Genomic DNA, 15,456 nt, shown 5'->3' on the forward strand with positions numbered 1-15,456 from the left:
ATCTTCAGGCCATCGGACCCGGGCTGAGGGTTCCAGCCAGGCGGGGTAGCCAGTCGACCAGCCCCGGCACCGCGATGATCAGGGCCAGAACCGCAACCTGCAGTCCGACAAACGGCAGGGCGCCTCGATAGATATCGCGCGTGCGCACTTCATCGGGAGCCACGCCGCGTAGAAAGAACAGCGCAAAGCCGAAGGGCGGTGTGAGAAAGGAGGTCTGCAGGTTGGCACCGATGATCACGCCGAACCACACCAGAGCTTCGGGCCCCAGCAGCTGACGAGCTGCGGGTAAAAGCAGTGGTACTGCGATGAATGCGATTTCGAAGAAATCGATGAAGAAGCCCAGCAGGAAGATGATCAGCATGCTGAACACCAGGAAACCCACTCGTCCTCCAGGCAGGTTGAGCAGCAGATCGGAAATCAACTGATCGCCGCCGACACCGCGGAACACGAGGCTGAAGGCGGTGGATCCCATCAGGATGGCCATCACCATGGCGGTGGTGCGCATGGTGCCCTCGCAGACATTCGACAGTTGTTGACGACTGAAACCACCATTGAGGCCTGCCAGCACCATGGCTCCGACGGCTCCGATCACGCCCGCTTCGGTCGGTGTGGCAATGCCGAAGAAAATGCTCCCGAGCACAGCCACGATCAGAGTGATCGGCGGCAACACCGACTGCACCAACTGCAGAGGATGACTGGGGCCGGTGAGCTCGGGCTTGAGTTCGGGGGCCAGTTCCGGCTTGAGCGCACTGATCACCAGCACGTAGATGGCGAACACCGTCGACATCAGCAGGCCTGGAACCAGCGCCCCGATGAAGAGATCACCGACTGAAATGCCGAGCTGATCGCCCAGCACCACCAGAACAATGCTCGGGGGGATGATCTGCCCGAGCGTGCCTGACGCCACAATCACCCCTGTGGCGAGGCTTTTGTCGTATCCCGCTCTCAGCATGGCCGGCAAGGAGATCAGGCCCATGGTGGTCACGGTCGCTGCCACCACACCCGTTGTGGCAGCCAGGAGCGAACCCACAAGAACGACGGCCAATGCCAGGCCGCCACGCAGGCGTCCCAGCAGCCGGCCCATGGTTTCCAGCAGCCGTTCGGCGATGCCGGAGCTCTCCAGCATCGAACCCATGAACACAAAAGCGGGGATGGCCAACAGGGTGAAGTTGGCCATGATCCCCAGGATGCGTTGAGGCAGCGCCGTGACGAACTGCGGTTCGATTTCTCCGCTGAGCATGCCCAGCAGAGCAAAGATCACGCCAATCCCACCAAGACAGAAGGCGACGGGAAATCCGCTCAGTAGCGCCACGATCAGCGCCAAAAACATCCCGGGAGCCAGCACCGCCGAGGGGTCAAAGCTGATCACCCAGCCGAGGGCTTCAATTTCGATCACAGCGCAGTGCCTCCCTCCTGGTTCTGCTCCTCGGCAGCTTGAGTTGCTTCGGGGTTGCCGAGGGCCAGCCGCAGCCGCAGTGCTTCCGCGATCCCTTGCAGCCCTAACAACAGAAAGCCAATTGGAATCAGCGATTTCACCCAGGTGCGTGGCAGCCCGCCTGGATCCGGCGACATCTCGGCAATGCTCCAGGAGCGCAGCGCTGGTGCAATGGAGATCGCCATGACTCCGAAGGCGAAGGGCAGCAACAGCAGCAGGATGTTGTTGAGCTCCTGTCGGTTGCGGCGGCGTGGTGACCAGCGGCTCTGCAGCACATCCACACGCACGTGGCCCTTTTTCTGCAAAGTCCAGCCGAGGCCGAGAAGAAAGGTCAGATCGAAGAGATACCACTGGGCCTCAATCAGTCCGTTGGAGCTGAGATTGATCCCGATGGCAGAGCCCAAATAGCGGCCAACAACATTCCAGATGCCGATGGCCAGCATCAGCAGCACGGACCAGCGCGCCAGCCAGGCGGCCGCGGCGTTGAGGCGATCGAACAGGCGCACCACACCGGAGAGAGGTTCGCTCATCCTTCACCTCCCTGGGCGCTGGTGTTGAACTTCACCAGCGGCAGCTCGTTGATGCGATTCCAGTTCAGCGTTTCTTTCTGGAACAAACGCCAGCGTTCCAGTAGGTCTCGGAAGTCGGCATCATCAGCCGCCAGATCTGCAAACAACACGCTGGTGGCCTCCTTGGCCGCTTCCAGGATGTCGTTGCTGTAGGCCTCAAGTTTGATTCCCTGTCGTCGCAGTCTCAGCAGCGCCTCGCTGTTGCGTTGCTCGTATTTGCTGAGCATGCCCAGATTCGCCTGATAGCAGGCTGTGCTGAACATGGCCTGATACTCCTCCGGCAGTTTGTCCCAGGCACTGCGGTTGACCAGCGCAGTGAGGCTCGGCCCGGGTTCCCACCAGCCTGGGTAGTAATAGTGCTTCGCAGCTTTCGCCAAGCCGAGCTTCTCATCGTCATAGGGGCCGGTGAACTCCGCAGCGTCGATCGCTCCCCGTTCCAGTGCCAGATAGATCTCGCCACCTGGCAAGACCTGAACATTCACTCCCAGGCTGGCCATCACCTTGCCTCCCAGTCCTGGGATGCGCATCTTCAGACCCTTCAGGGACGCCAGATTGTCGACAGGTCGCTTGAACCAGCCGCCCAGTTGACCGCCGGTATTTCCGGCAGGGAAGCTCTTGGCGCCGAAATCGGCGAACAAGGCATCCATCGCTTCATTGCCGCCTCCCTGATAAAGCCAGGCATTCTGTTGCTGCGCCGTAAGCCCGAATGGCACGGCAGTGCCGAAGGCGAATGCTGGATTTTTGCCCACGTAGTAGTAGCTGGCCGTATGGCCGCATTCCACCGAGCCGGCCTGAACGGCATCCAGCACTTCAAGTCCGGGAACGATTTCACCGGCGGCAAACGGTTCGATCGTGAACCCTCCGCCACTCATCGCCTTCACCTGTTCGCAGATGGTTTCGGCACCTCCGTAAATGGTGTCGAGTGAGACCGGCCAGCTGGTCGCCATCCGCCAGCGCACCTGGGGAAGGCCACTGCTGCGAGCTGTTTCAGCCCGACGAATCGTGCAGGCGCTCAGTGCTCCGGCTCCGGCTGCAGCGGCGAGCGCTTGCCCACTGGTCCGGAGCAGCTGCCGACGTTGCATCACGTGCTCCTGGTTGGGTCGCCTGGGAGACGACGCTGTCTGGGCAAGATTATCGATCGGCCCCGATTTGACCCTGGTTTCGCAATCAAAAAAAGCCCCCTGCTTGGCAGAGGGCTGAACCGTTCTCTCTTGGTTGAGGCTCAAAGCGCTGTCATCAGCTGTCCACCTTCACCGACACGGTGGTGCGGTTATCGGTTTTGGGCGCCTCAATCGTGAGGATGCCGTCGCGGTAGCTGGCCCGAAGAGCATCGCGGTCGAGGGAATGGGCGAAGCGAAAGCTGCGGCTCCAGTTGCCGTAGCGAAACTCGCTGAGCAAGGTGTTGTTGGTCGGTGCCTCGGCCTCTTCGGCTGCATTGGTCTGAGGGTTCAAACGCTCAGCGCTGACGCTGAGACTGCGGTCGCTGGCTTTGACGTCGATGCTGTCGTGAGCCACGCCGGGGAGTTCCAGGCGAATGGAGTAGTGATCTTCGCTTTCCTGAATTTCAGCGGCTGGTACACGTTCAACCTGTGAAAGCTGCTGGTCGAGACGCTCGAACAGATCAAACGGTGACTGACGAAGAGTGATCATGGGTAACTCCTGAAGAGTGATGTTGATGGGGTGTTGACATCACCCACAACGCCAATATGTGCGGGCTGATTGATTCTGAGCAGGGGGACAACCGCCCGATTCTGTTCGGTCTAGACCACCGGATTCGGTTGTCACGACAGCTCTTTCGCGACAACCGAACATCGCCGCATCTCATTCAAAGCCAGTGCCAACTTGAAAATGCTGCCGCTTGCCCGCAGTGGCAGCCGTTGTCGTCCCAGAGGGTCCAGATTCTTGCGTTGTTGATCATGAATCGTTGACCGGTTCGTGACACCCGCACGCCGCTGTAGCCCTCGACAGCGTCCTGGTTCTGTGCGCGTTGCAGGGCGGAAGCGCGTTGCTCATGCGCTGTTGTCTCAGCCGTGTAGCGGGAGGGCATGCCGATCATCTCCTGCCAAGACCGTTCCCACAGACGCAGAGCGGTGGCATTGGCATAAATCAGGCGGGGATCTTGGCTGTTGTCGTGGGCGAGAACGGCCATCTCGCAGCTAAACAACTCCCTGGCCGGGTCTCCACCGTTCAGCAGTGGTCGCTTGAAGGCCCGTTGGTGAGACAGCATCAGCCTGGAGATCAGGCACTGCGACTCCGGCGTCTGCCAGGGCGCTGAGTCAGCCACCGGCCGCCATGGCTTCCAGCATGGCTCTCTGTGCCAGGGCCTGACCCTGATCACGCAGATGCTGCAGGAAGCGAGGTCTTGATTCGGGGAAGCGTGGCTCCTCAGCCAGGGGAAGATCGCCGGCCGCATCAAGGCCTGTATCTCCTTCCATCGCGGGGGTGATCACCACCAGATCACCGTCGAGGTTGGCCTCATAACGCCACCAGAGCGTTGGATCCAGCACCGCTGGATGTGGAGGTGTGATGGTGTCGTCCGGGTTGGACTCGGCGCCATCGGTGGAGGGCAATGATTTGCTGTCAGCCTTGGCTTGATCGGCCCTGGCCTGCAGGGCCTTGAGCCGGTGTTCTGCCAGATTTTCCAGCAGCTTCGTGCGCGTGCGCCCCCTCAGCTGAAACAGCACGAATGGGTCTTCACTGAAGCGTTCTCCCATCAGGAAGTACACCGCACTGATGTGCTTGCAGGGATTGGCCTTATCCGGACAGCTGCATTCACTGCGCACCTCCTGCAGCTTGAAGGGGAAGAGCCGGCGGCCACTGGCCGCAAAGGCCCGTTCGATGTCCGCCGGCATGATTCCGGCCAGAAGCTGTGCCGACCAGCGGGCCTTTTGCGTCAGGGCTTCCAGCACGAAGCCCCAGTCCTCATCGCTCAGCACATCCAGCCAGAGCTTCACTTTGTAGGGGTCTTCATCGGTTCCCTGAACACGGGCATGCACCCGGCGCCCTTCGAAGCGAATCGATGTCACATGTCCTTCTCGGGCGTAGGTCCAGGCCCGTTCAAGGCGTTTTTTGAAGCGGTAGGAGTTGATGAGCTCCATCCACTGTTCAACCCACCAGGGTTGCTGCCCGAGCCCCTCGTCACTCAGTGAAGTGTTGATGCCGCTGCTGTTGGGGGTGATGGTCATCGCGTCAGGACGGATTGTCTTCAAGGCTCACCAGCTCCTTGAGCTGGCCCATTTCGAGTCCTCCGAGCCATTCCTCGCCGGAGCCCACGATGTCTTCCGCCAGTCTGGACTTCTCGCGGATCATCCGGTCAATCTTTTCTTCCACCGAGCCGCTGGTGATGAACTTGTGCACCATCACGCGGTTGGTCTGTCCGATGCGATAAGCCCTGTCTGTGGCTTGATTCTCCACGGCTGGGTTCCACCATCGATCGATGTGGAACACATGGCTGGCACGGGTGAGATTGAGGCCCACGCCACCGGCCTTCAGTGAGAGCAGGAACAGTTGTGGTCCGCGGGGATCTTCCTGAAAACGATCGACCATGGCCTGCCGCTCCGTTTTGCTGGTGCTGCCGCTGAGGAAGGGCACCTCGCTGCGCCAGCGGCGTTGCAGATACTCCCTCAGAAGCGTTCCCCATTCCGCGAACTGGGTGAAGAGCAGAGCGCGGTCGCCGGCTTCGACCACTTCCTCGAGGATCTCTTCGAGCCGTTGCAGCTTCGCGGAACGTTGCAGGAAATCCTCGCTTGCGTCCTTCTCCTTCAGCGCAAGGGCGGGATGGTTGCAGATCTGTTTGAGGCGGGTCAGCAGTCCCAGCACCTGTCCGTGGCGTTTGCCCCTCGGAGCACGGGCAATGGCGTCGAGGGTGTCCTCGACGGTCCTGGCATACAGCGATTTCTGTTCCTTGCTCAGCCCGACCCATTCGCTCAGCTCCACCTTCTCCGGCAGATCAGAGATGATCGCCTTGTCGGTCTTCAAGCGCCTGAGGATGAAGGGTCCCACCCGCGACTTGAGGTCACGCAGTGACGACATGTCGCCGTAGCGCTCGATCGGCATGCGATAGCGCTGGCGGAAGAATTCCTCTTCACCCAGAACCCTGGGGTTGAGGAAATCCATCAGCGCCCACAACTCACTCACCCTGTTCTCCACCGGCGTTCCGGTGAGGGCGATGCGAAAGCGGGTGCCCTTGCGGGTGCGTGCCAGATCGCGTGTGGCCTGGCTCTGTTTGGCCGAGGGGTTCTTGATGGCCTGGGCCTCATCGATCACTGTTCCCTGCCAGTCGAAGCTCTCCAGCAGCTCGATGTCCCGCTGCACCAGTCCGTAACTGGTGAGAACGAGGTCGACATCCTTGAGAGCCTTTTTGAGAGCAGCCAGAGTTGTGGGCCGTTTGGGTCCGTAGTGCTCATGCACGTTGAGCTCTGGCGTGAAGGCTGCGGCCTCCCGTTTCCAGTTGGTCAGCACCGATGTGGGGGCCACCAGCAGGACGGGCTTCTTCAGCTCCTGTTCCACCTTGAGGTGTTGCAGGAAAGCCAGCAGCTGGATCGTTTTGCCCAGGCCCATGTCATCGGCCAGGCAGGCACCCTGATCGAAACGGTGCAGGAAGGCGAGCCAGCCCAGCCCACGCTCCTGATACGGCCGCAACTGTCCACAGAACCCTTCAGGAGCGGGCAGCGGATCCGGTGATTTCTGCTGGTGGTACTGCTCAAGCACCCCCTGAAGCCTGGGGCCGGCATCGAAGGCATGCACGGGAAGGCGCATCAGCGTGTCGCCCTCGGTGGCGGTCAGTCGCAGGGCATCGTCCAGGCTGAGCTCGGGATTGGCGCCACAGAAGCGTTCAGCGTTCTTGAGGTCATTGGGTCGCAGTTCGATCCAGGCTCCCTTGTGACGCACCAGCGGGCTGCGTTTGCCACTCAGGCGTTCCAGTTCGCGCAGGGTGAGCGTGACGCCTCCGATCATCAGCTCCCAGCTCCAGTCGAGGCTCTCGCCCAAAGTGAAGCCGCGGGAACGCTCGGGCAGTTCCGCTTTGATCGCCAGTCCCAGTCGGCTGGCCAGCCCGCCGGAAAGGCTCGGCGGCAGATCGACGCCCACACCCACATCGCGAAGTTGGCGTGCGGCCGTGCGCACCAGCACGAAGGCTTCGGCAGGGGTGAGCTGCATCGCTTCCGGTGTGGCGCTTTCGAGGCCCCGCTCAATCGGAGCGAACACCGTCAAGGCTCGACCCATGCCTTCCAGCAGCACTTCGCTGGGATGCTCCACGGGAATCTCTCCCAGCTGCAGACCCTTGGGGCCTGCAGCCCATGCGGCACTAGCCGGCAGCTTCAGTGTGGGGTCCGACTCCGCCTGCAGGAAGAAGCGCAGGGGCCAGAGATCCTCACCCTCAGACGGTGTGGCCAGTTCGAGGCAGGCCCGTGCTGCAGCAACATTGCCGGCCACGCCCTCTCGCCAGTGGTGGCTGGCGGTGGCTAACCGCTCGGCATCCTCATCATTGAGGTTGATCACGCCGGTCTCAGAGCTGAGAGCCTCTTCCCAGGCGCAGAGCAGTGGGTCCAGGCCTTCCTGATCAGGGCTGAAGCCTTTGCGCAGCTGCGCATCCAGAAGGTCTTCCAGCAGGGTGGCCACGCGCAGCCGGCCGCTGCGGGGTCGACAACAGGCCACGGGATTGGCGGCTCGCATCGCCTCCGGACGCAGCCGGGTCATGCGGTTGCTGCGTCGTCCGGTCGGTTCGCGCCAGGGCAGGGCACAGGTGGCAACCAGGGGGAGTCCCGCCGCCAGATCCTCCAGCCGGCGCCGGTCTTCCTCCCGATTCAGCAGTGGCACCCAGCGGGCTCGGTGGGGGTAGCCCTCGCCTCTGCTCAGCTCCACCTGGGGCAGCCAGCGGCCTCGTGCCACCAGGCTCAGGGCCCAGCGCTGCATGTGGCTCCACCAGCGCAGTTCATCGGCCAGATCCGGATGACGACCTGAAAGCGGCAGCTTGGCCAGCCACTCGGTGGCAGCCATCGGTTCGATGGCCAGGCCCTGCACCTGCCAGGGCCACCATTCGGTGGTCTTCGGAATCGGTTCACCGGCCTGCAGCGGCAGACCGCACCACGGGGGGTCGTCCTCGGAGGGTGTTTCTGCGGCTGCCGAGCGCCTGCGTTTCGGCTTGACGCTGCGACTGGGCAGAGTCAGGCAGGCCGTTGCGTCAATGATTCCGTCTGGGAGCAGGTCACGATCCGTGAGCAAGGCCCGAAGCTCCTCAGTGCTGAGGGTGAAGGGATGAATGGCGGGCGTGGCGCCCGGTCCCATCGGCTCGGCCACACGCCAGGTGTCAGCCCACACGAGCAGAGCAGCTCGACCGGAGCTGCTGGGAGTACGAATGGCCGGAAGCCAGGTGGCGTGCAGCAGGCTCATGGCCGCGACGCAGACAACATGCGTTGGGTTCCGTGTAGCAGGAGCGAACTGCCGATCAGCGGCAGCCACCCCATAACGAGATCCTTCACCAATGATGCCAGGGAATCAGCATCTGCCCAAGGGGAGGGCAGGCACATTCCCAAACTGCGGATCCCGCAGACGGCTCCGACGAGCCCAGCCTGCAGGTGAGAGTCCTCCGGGTCCACACGGACAAGATGGAAGGCCAGCAGTCCGTAGAACAGTCCGCAACCGGTGGATCTCACCACCTGATCAACACCGAAGGGCAGGCTGAGTAGCCCTGCCGCCAGTCCTGCGATCAGGGCCCAGCCTAGGGAGCGCAGTCTTAACGCTGCGCGACTCTGCTCGTCGATGCTATCGGCCAAAGTCGGTGGCAGCTCAAAGGCGATCATGGCTGGAGGACCTGCTGTTCAAGCCCGAACCCGCCATGGCTGTTGCACGATCGTCGCGAAACGAGGCAGCTGGTCCCCGCACCGGTGCAGAGATCCGGGAAGCGTTCCTCGCTTTTTATGAGCAGCGTGGTCACAGGCGCATGCCCAGTGCCTCACTTGTGCCAGAGGACCCCACGGTTCTGCTCACGATCGCGGGAATGTTGCCGTTCAAGCCGATCTTTCTCGGTCAACAGGAACGGCCTGCCCCCTGTGCGACCAGCAGCCAGAAGTGCATTCGCACCAACGACATCGAGAACGTGGGTCGCACTGCCCGGCACCACACCTTCTTCGAGATGCTGGGCAACTTCTCTTTTGGGGATTATTTCAAGCAGCAGGCCATTGAATGGGCCTGGGAGCTGAGCACGGTCATCTACGGCTTGGATCCCAAAAATTTGGTGGTGAGCGTCTTCCGGGAAGACGATGAAGCTGAGCAGATCTGGCGTGATGTTGTCGGCGTCAATCCCAAGCGCATCATCCGGATGGATGAAGCCGACAACTTTTGGGCCTCAGGCCCAACAGGACCCTGTGGCCCTTGCTCGGAGATTTATTACGACTTCAAGCCGGAACTTGGTGATGAAGGAATCGATCTTGAAGACGACGATCGTTTCATCGAGTTCTACAACCTGGTCTTCATGCAGTCGAATCGCGATGCGGAGGGCACGCTCACACCGCTGGCGAATCGCAACATCGACACGGGCATGGGTCTGGAGCGCATGGCTCAGATCCTGCAGAAGGTTCCCAATAACTACGAAACCGATCTGATTTTTCCGTTGATTGAAGCAGCGGCTGATCTGGCTGGTGTCGACTACCCCCAGCTCGACGACAAGGGCAAAACCTCGCTCAAGGTGATCGGCGACCACAGTCGCGCCGTGACGCAGCTCATCAGCGATGGCGTCACGGCCAGCAATCTGGGCCGCGGCTACATCCTGCGTCGGCTGCTGCGTCGGGTGGTGCGGCATGGACGTCTCCTGGGTATCGACAAGCCGTTTCTCAAGACCATGGGTGAAGCGGCCATTGCGCTGATGCAGGCGGTGCATCCTCAGTTGTTGGAGCGCAAGAAGGTGATCCTGGCGGAGCTGCAACGCGAGGAAGCCCGATTCCTGGAGACCCTGGAACGGGGAGAGAAACTGTTGGCGGATGTGCTTGCGGCCAAGCCGAAGCAGATCAGCGGTGCTCAGGCTTTTGAGCTGTATGACACCTATGGATTTCCGCTCGAGCTCACGCAGGAAATTGCTGAGGAGCATGGTCTGGCCGTTGATCTGGCTGGATTTGAACTGGCGATGGAGCAACAGCGTCAGCGCGCCAAAGCCGCTGCCGTGAGCATTGACCTCACGCTTCAGGACGCCATTGATCAGGTGGCCTCGGGGATTGATGGAACCGATTTCCGTGGTTACGAGCAGCTCGAGCAGAGCAGCAGTGTGCAGGCTCTTGTGGTGAATGGTGACCCTGCTCAACAAGCCGTTGCCGGTGATGCGGTGCAGGTGGTGCTAGACACCACTCCCTTCTATGGCGAAGGGGGCGGCCAGGTGGGCGATCGCGGCACCCTCGCGGGTGAAGGCCATGACGGCGATGGCCTGATTGTCAGCGTGGAATCAGTGAGCCGGAACCGCAGTGTGTTCGTGCACAGCGGTCGGGTTGAGCGCGGAACACTGGTGGTGGGTGATGTGGTGCAGGGTCGTGTTGACCGGAGTTGCCGTCGCCGTGCCCAGGCGAATCACACCGCGACGCATCTGTTGCAATCGGCCCTGAAGCAGTTGGTGGATCCAGGCATTGGTCAGGCCGGATCGCTGGTGAACTTCGATCGTTTGCGTTTCGACTTCCATTGTCCGCGGGCTGTGAGCTCCGAGGAGCTGGAGCGTATTGAGGTTCTGATCAACAGCTGGATCGCCGACGCCCATGAGCTCCAGGTGCAGGAGATGGCGATCGACAAGGCCAAGGCCGCTGGCGCTGTGGCCATGTTTGGTGAGAAATACGCCGATGTGGTGCGCGTTGTCGACGTGCCTGGTGTGTCGATGGAACTCTGCGGAGGCACCCATGTGGCCAACACCGCTGAGATCGGTCTGTTCAAGATTGTCAGTGAAAGTGGAGTGGCAGCCGGAATCCGTCGCATCGAAGCTGTGGCAGGCCCTGCTGTGCTCGCCTACCTCAATGAACGTGATGCTGTGGTGAGGCAGCTGGGAGAGCGCTTCAAAGCTCAGCCCGGCGAGATCGTTGAGAGGGTGAGCGCTCTTCAGGACGAGCTGAAGACGACGAGCAAGGCGCTGCAGGCTGTGCAGGCGGAGTTGGCGGTTGCTAAATCAGCAGCCCTGGCTTCCAAGGCGGTTGTTGTTGGTGACTTTCAGCTGCTGGTTGAGCGTCTTGATGGTGTCGATGGCAGCGGGCTGCAGGGTGCTGCTCAGAACCTGAGCGATCAACTGGGTGCGAATGCAGCAGTGGTGATCGGTGGCCTGCCGGACCCTGCCGATCAGGGCAAGGTGATTCTCGTGGCTGCCTTTGGCAAAGCTGTGATCGCCAACGGCCAGCAAGCGGGCAAGTTCATTGGCGGGATCGCCAAACGCTGTGGTGGCGGTGGTGGTGGCCGCCCGAATCTGGCTCAGGCCGGAGGTCGGGATGGAGCAGCTCTCGATGGAGCCTTGGATGCGGCAAGGCAGGAGCTGGGTGACGCGCTGAGTTGAGCCGTTCAGCTTCGGCGCTGCTGCTGCAGCTCCAGCAGCTGTCTGCTGGCTTTGGCAATGCAGAAGTGGACTCCCCCCAGCTCTGTTGTGATCTGTTCGATCCTGTCCTGGGACTCGTCATGCACGGCTTCGATTCCGCTCAGCAGCATGGCGATGACCTGATTGCCGCGGCGGCACCGCTCACTCACCAGTGACAGCATCTCCACGACGAGATCAGTGTCAAACAACATGGCCTGGAGCAGTGCCTGGCCTGGAATGGCCAGAAGTTCTGCGGGTCCCCCCACAACACGGAAATCGGCGTAGTGCTTGCCATTGGCGAAGAATCCAACTTCGCCAAGTAATTCCACGGCTTCGACTTCGGCCAACGTATGGGTTTGATCGTCGTGGTGGACATCAACCGCGATGCGACCCTGAGTCAGCAACATCAAAGTCTCCACCGAGTCGCCCTGACGAAACAGAATGTCTCCTTCGCTAGCGGCAACCTGCTCAGGATTGAGCTCCTGCTGGTGTGTGACCAGCAGGAGTTTGAGTCGTTCTCGGAAGGCCTGCAGCTGAGGTTCATCTCCCCACACGGCTTCTCGGCGGCTCTTTCCGTGATACCTCCATTCGTGCGATAACGCCCGCGCCTATGGAAGGATCAGCCAGGGATTGCTTCGGGCAGTCTGAGCTCACTACGCCACGCACTGAGGGGGCGATCCCAGCCCTCTTCCAGTTTGCGTGCGATCACAAGCTCAGCATCCAGTCCCATCTGGAAGCCCTTTGCCAGTGCGCGCAGCATCGGAGCCAGAGGTTCATCATTCTGCAGTGCCGTGAGCATGCCACCGAAGATCAGCATCACCGCCAGTGGAGATCGGTTCTGGGCAAGGTTGAACCCCTGCAGGCCCAGCTCACTGACGCCATCGATTCCAAACCCGGTCAGTACGTGGGTGATGTCGTGGGTCTCTTTGAGGCGATGTGTGATGTAGTCACGCTCATCGTTGATGGGTGAAGCGTCGATCAGTGTGTCAGGAGTAATTCCCTGGCTGATCAGTTGATCGGCGTAGCAGCGTCCGAGCGTTCCCGCAGGAAGTGTCTGGAGTGCCGTCAAGTCAATCGGCTGCGGACGCCAACCGTCGCTCACCAGTTGAGCGAAGTCGGGATTATCCAGCAGATGGCGGGTCATCTGTTCGGCGAGTGGGCTGTTCTTCACGCTGGCGCCCACGGCGAGGACACTGTCGAGAGAGCCGGGGTTTTTCAGAAAGGCCGCCAGGCTGGCTAGCAACTTCAGGCTCTGTAATCGTTCTCCGAGTTTGATTTGCATGGATGCTGAGCAGATAGCCCATTTTGGGTTGTTTCCGATGCTCAGTCATGGTCTGAAGATTGGGTGGATATCCACCATCCGCATGAAGCCTGAGCTTTGACGTGCTATGGATTCAGAGTCTTTTTCATGGCGATGACGTCGCTTTGGAGAGACTCAAATTCAATTTCTCTGCGCTGCCGATGATCAGTCGCGACGATCTGCGGGTTATTGCTCTTTTCGAGAGTCTTGATGATGAATTGCTCGACAAGATCCTTGATCGGCAGCGTGAACTAGTTCATGAAGCCGATCAGGTGATTGTCATGGAGCAGGACTGGGGTGAGTCTCTGTTTTTGCTTTGTGATGGGTTGGCCAAAGTGCGCACGTACACAACTGATGGTGATGAGGTCGTGATGTCCCTGTTGGGCACTGGCGATGTCTTTGGCGAGATGGCGGTGTTCGATGGAGACTCGCGATCGGCTGATGTGGTCGCTCTGACCAGTCTGCGTTTGGTGAAACTGCGGATTCCACCCTTTGCTGCACTGCTCAGTCAGCAAGCCGATTTTGCGCTTGCCCTCGCCAAGCTGGAGGCGAACCGCTTGCGAGACCTCAACCGTCGTTTTGCACTACAGACTGCGGATGCCACGACGAGGTTGCTGGGTGCTCTCGCCTATCTGGCTCGCAAGAGCTCGATTGACGACGATCTTCAGGCTCAGATCCCGCCTCTCGCGCAGCAGGAAATTGCCTTGATTGCGGGCCTTGCAAGGGAAACCGCATCGCGCACCCTGAGCAAATTGCGTCAACGCGGCACGGTGATTGAGCAGGATGGGCGTCTGTCTCTGGCTGATCTCAAGCCGTTGGAGAAGCGCGGCTTGATTGATTAAAAGGATTGTCGTATCGCTAGAACCGATATCGCAATTTTCCATAGGCTCCACTACCGAGCAACCAGTCGTTCCAGACACCGATGTTGTCGCCGTCGTTGAACTGTTCTGTCCAGCCCAGTTCGAGTGACCAATGGCGTCCATGCAACCAGCGCAGCAGGATCCCCCCCGAGCCAATCGTGTCGCTGAAGCTCACTGTGTCGCGTGTGGTCTGAATTCCGCCGATGCCGAAGAAGGGCACGAGTTGGAAAGTGTTGTTGCGTTGTTGCCAGAAAGACCAGTTCAATTCAGCGCTGCTCAGCCAGCCGGTGTCTCCGCTGATCAATGTTCCTGGAAGCCCTTTGAGCCCCACATCGCTTCCCAGCGAAAAGCCCATGTCATTGGTGAGCTCGTTGAAGGCCACCTGACCTGCTGCCCGCCAATTGAGTTGCAGGTTGGACGCCATCCGCCAGCCGAGGGTGGTGATGCCACCCAGCGCTCGGGATTGATCGGGATGGATGCCATAGAAGGCAAGATCCTTCAGTTGTTTTTCGCTGCTGAAGCCCGCGATTCCTTGAAGCCAGTACGCCTGACCTGTCCAGGCCAGGTTGTTGTTCATGCCCGCATGGCCGAGGCTGATTCGCAGATATCCGGTGCTCAGGTCGCCGTCCGGACCTCCGATGATCAGACCAATTGAGCGACCATCCAGGTAGCTGTCGCTGCGGTTGGCGCTGAGGCCGGCCTGGGCGTACCAAAGCTGGTTATCCGAATCTTTGAGCGTCCATTGCAGCTGTGCCAGTCCTTGGTACTGACGAAAACTGAGGCCGTGGGCAGGTCCTTGGGCTTCAACCAGATTGCGGCGACTGGCACCAAAGGATCCAGTGATGTCCACCGATTCGCCTAAGGGCAGGGTGTAGCTGATCGAGCCGAGTGAGGCGCCCAGTTCCGGATCGCGGTCAGCGTTGAGTTCGCCGTAGATCTGAAGCAGGTCGTCATCGATCAGAACTTTCGGTTTTTGCAGCACAGTGACGGCTCGCCATTCACCGCTGCCTGCGTTGCCGTCGTTGCGAACACTGAGATCTCCCCTCCAGGGATGACTTGCAGCGGTCACCGTGAGAGTCAGAACGGCTTGCGTGGGGTCACTTCCAAGTTTCCCCAGGCTTCCTGAAACGCTACCGACGACAGATTGCTGTTTCAGTTGCTGCAGCTGTTGCTGAAGATCGGGCAGGTGCAGGACCTGACCAAGAAGGTTGGCGAGACGACGGCGCACCTTTTGCTCGAGACGCTGATCCTCGCTGTTGATGCGCAGCTCGACCAGACGGCCCATCACGACAGTGAGATGACCTGGCGCGGGTTCGTCGTCGATGAACACCCGTGAATTCACATAGCCGTCCTGCTGCAGTTTTCCGCTGAGGGCCTCGGCGCAGCGTTTCAGGTCGGACTGTGCACTGCCGTCTGCTTGGCAACGGCTCAGCAGTTGACGGAGTTCCGTCTGGCTGTATGGCGTTGTCCCTTTGATCTCAACTGAAGAAGAGACGCCGTCTCTTGAAGCTGGTTTGAGTGGCAGCTGGCCAGGCTCTTTCAAGCCATCACCGTTTGGCACAAGCTGTCGATCGTCGAGCTCTGGCTTGGTGCTGGAAGGATCTGGCTCAAGTTGCTGAACCGGTGCCTGTTCGGGCAGGCGAACTGGACCTGGTTGCAGGGGAGGGGACACCAGTTGCGCCAGCAGAAGCAGCATTGACCTGGCAACTGAGCATTGTCGCGAACTTTAAAGTTGAACAAACAAAATTGGCTTAACGTCG

Annotated in this window: 13 protein-coding genes; 2 read left to right on the forward strand and 11 right to left on the reverse strand. The window is 60.4% G+C overall.

Annotation, left to right across the window (positions count from 1 at the left end; genetic code table 11):
- Nucleotides 1–4 precede the first annotated feature (4 nt).
- From AC6EI9_RS10930 to AC6EI9_RS10965, 8 genes are all read right to left on the reverse strand, one after another.
- On the reverse strand, nt 5–1,396 hold the full coding sequence (locus AC6EI9_RS10930; protein ID WP_498467787.1) for a TRAP transporter large permease: 1,392 nt from the start codon (nt 1,394–1,396) through the stop codon (nt 5–7).
- Nucleotides 1,393–1,965, reverse strand: a complete 573-nt coding sequence (locus tag AC6EI9_RS10935) for a TRAP transporter small permease subunit (protein WP_498467788.1) — start codon at nt 1,963–1,965, stop codon at nt 1,393–1,395. Before AC6EI9_RS10935 ends, AC6EI9_RS10930 begins: the two co-directional genes overlap by 4 nt.
- Entirely contained in the window at nt 1,962–3,086 is a 1,125-nt protein-coding gene (locus AC6EI9_RS10940; RefSeq protein WP_498467789.1) for a TRAP transporter substrate-binding protein, read from the reverse strand. The genes AC6EI9_RS10935 and AC6EI9_RS10940 overlap by 4 nt, the downstream gene beginning before the upstream one ends.
- 154 nt (nt 3,087–3,240) lie before the next feature.
- A complete protein-coding gene (locus AC6EI9_RS10945; RefSeq protein WP_498467790.1) occupies nt 3,241–3,654 on the reverse strand; it encodes an Hsp20/alpha crystallin family protein in 414 nt (137 codons plus the stop codon).
- 175 nt (nt 3,655–3,829) lie between these two features.
- Nucleotides 3,830–4,288, reverse strand: coding sequence for an MEKHLA domain-containing protein (locus AC6EI9_RS10950; protein WP_498467791.1), 459 nt, complete (start codon nt 4,286–4,288; stop codon nt 3,830–3,832).
- On the reverse strand, nt 4,281–5,189 hold the full coding sequence (locus AC6EI9_RS10955) for an SWIM zinc finger family protein (protein ID WP_498467792.1): 909 nt from the start codon (nt 5,187–5,189) through the stop codon (nt 4,281–4,283). Before AC6EI9_RS10955 ends, AC6EI9_RS10950 begins: the two co-directional genes overlap by 8 nt.
- Before the next feature lie 4 nt (nt 5,190–5,193).
- Complete coding sequence (locus tag AC6EI9_RS10960) at nt 5,194–8,394, reverse strand: DEAD/DEAH box helicase (protein ID WP_498467793.1); 3,201 nt, start codon at nt 8,392–8,394, stop codon at nt 5,194–5,196.
- Nucleotides 8,391–8,804 (reverse strand): hypothetical protein, encoded by a 414-nt coding sequence (locus tag AC6EI9_RS10965; RefSeq protein WP_498467794.1) that lies wholly within the window; start codon nt 8,802–8,804, stop codon nt 8,391–8,393. The genes AC6EI9_RS10960 and AC6EI9_RS10965 overlap by 4 nt, the downstream gene beginning before the upstream one ends.
- Before the next feature lie 35 nt (nt 8,805–8,839).
- Between AC6EI9_RS10965 and alaS the strand changes: the two genes are divergently transcribed.
- Nucleotides 8,840–11,518 carry an alanine--tRNA ligase gene (gene alaS / locus AC6EI9_RS10970; protein WP_498467795.1) on the forward strand — a complete coding sequence of 893 codons (2,679 nt, stop codon included), beginning with the start codon at nt 8,840–8,842 and terminating at the stop codon, nt 11,516–11,518.
- Nucleotides 11,519–11,523: 5 nt separating this feature from the next.
- On the opposite strand, the gene AC6EI9_RS10975 is transcribed toward alaS, so the two are convergent.
- Nucleotides 11,524–12,090, reverse strand: a complete 567-nt coding sequence (locus tag AC6EI9_RS10975; RefSeq protein ID WP_498467796.1) for a cyclic nucleotide-binding domain-containing protein — start codon at nt 12,088–12,090, stop codon at nt 11,524–11,526.
- A gap of 65 nt (nt 12,091–12,155) precedes the next feature.
- On the reverse strand, nt 12,156–12,818 hold the full coding sequence (locus AC6EI9_RS10980) for a Coq4 family protein (protein ID WP_498467797.1): 663 nt from the start codon (nt 12,816–12,818) through the stop codon (nt 12,156–12,158).
- A 179-nt stretch (nt 12,819–12,997) separates the two neighbouring features.
- On the opposite strand from AC6EI9_RS10980, the gene AC6EI9_RS10985 reads away from it, so the two are divergent.
- Nucleotides 12,998–13,678, forward strand: coding sequence for a Crp/Fnr family transcriptional regulator (locus tag AC6EI9_RS10985; protein WP_498467798.1), 681 nt, complete (start codon nt 12,998–13,000; stop codon nt 13,676–13,678).
- Nucleotides 13,679–13,694: 16 nt separating this feature from the next.
- On the opposite strand, the gene AC6EI9_RS10990 is transcribed toward AC6EI9_RS10985, so the two are convergent.
- A complete protein-coding gene (locus AC6EI9_RS10990) occupies nt 13,695–15,392 on the reverse strand; it encodes a ShlB/FhaC/HecB family hemolysin secretion/activation protein (RefSeq protein ID WP_498467799.1) in 1,698 nt (565 codons plus the stop codon).
- Nucleotides 15,393–15,456: the final 64 nt, after the last annotated feature.

The sequence above is a fragment of the Synechococcus sp. MIT2312 genome (assembly GCF_059772315.1).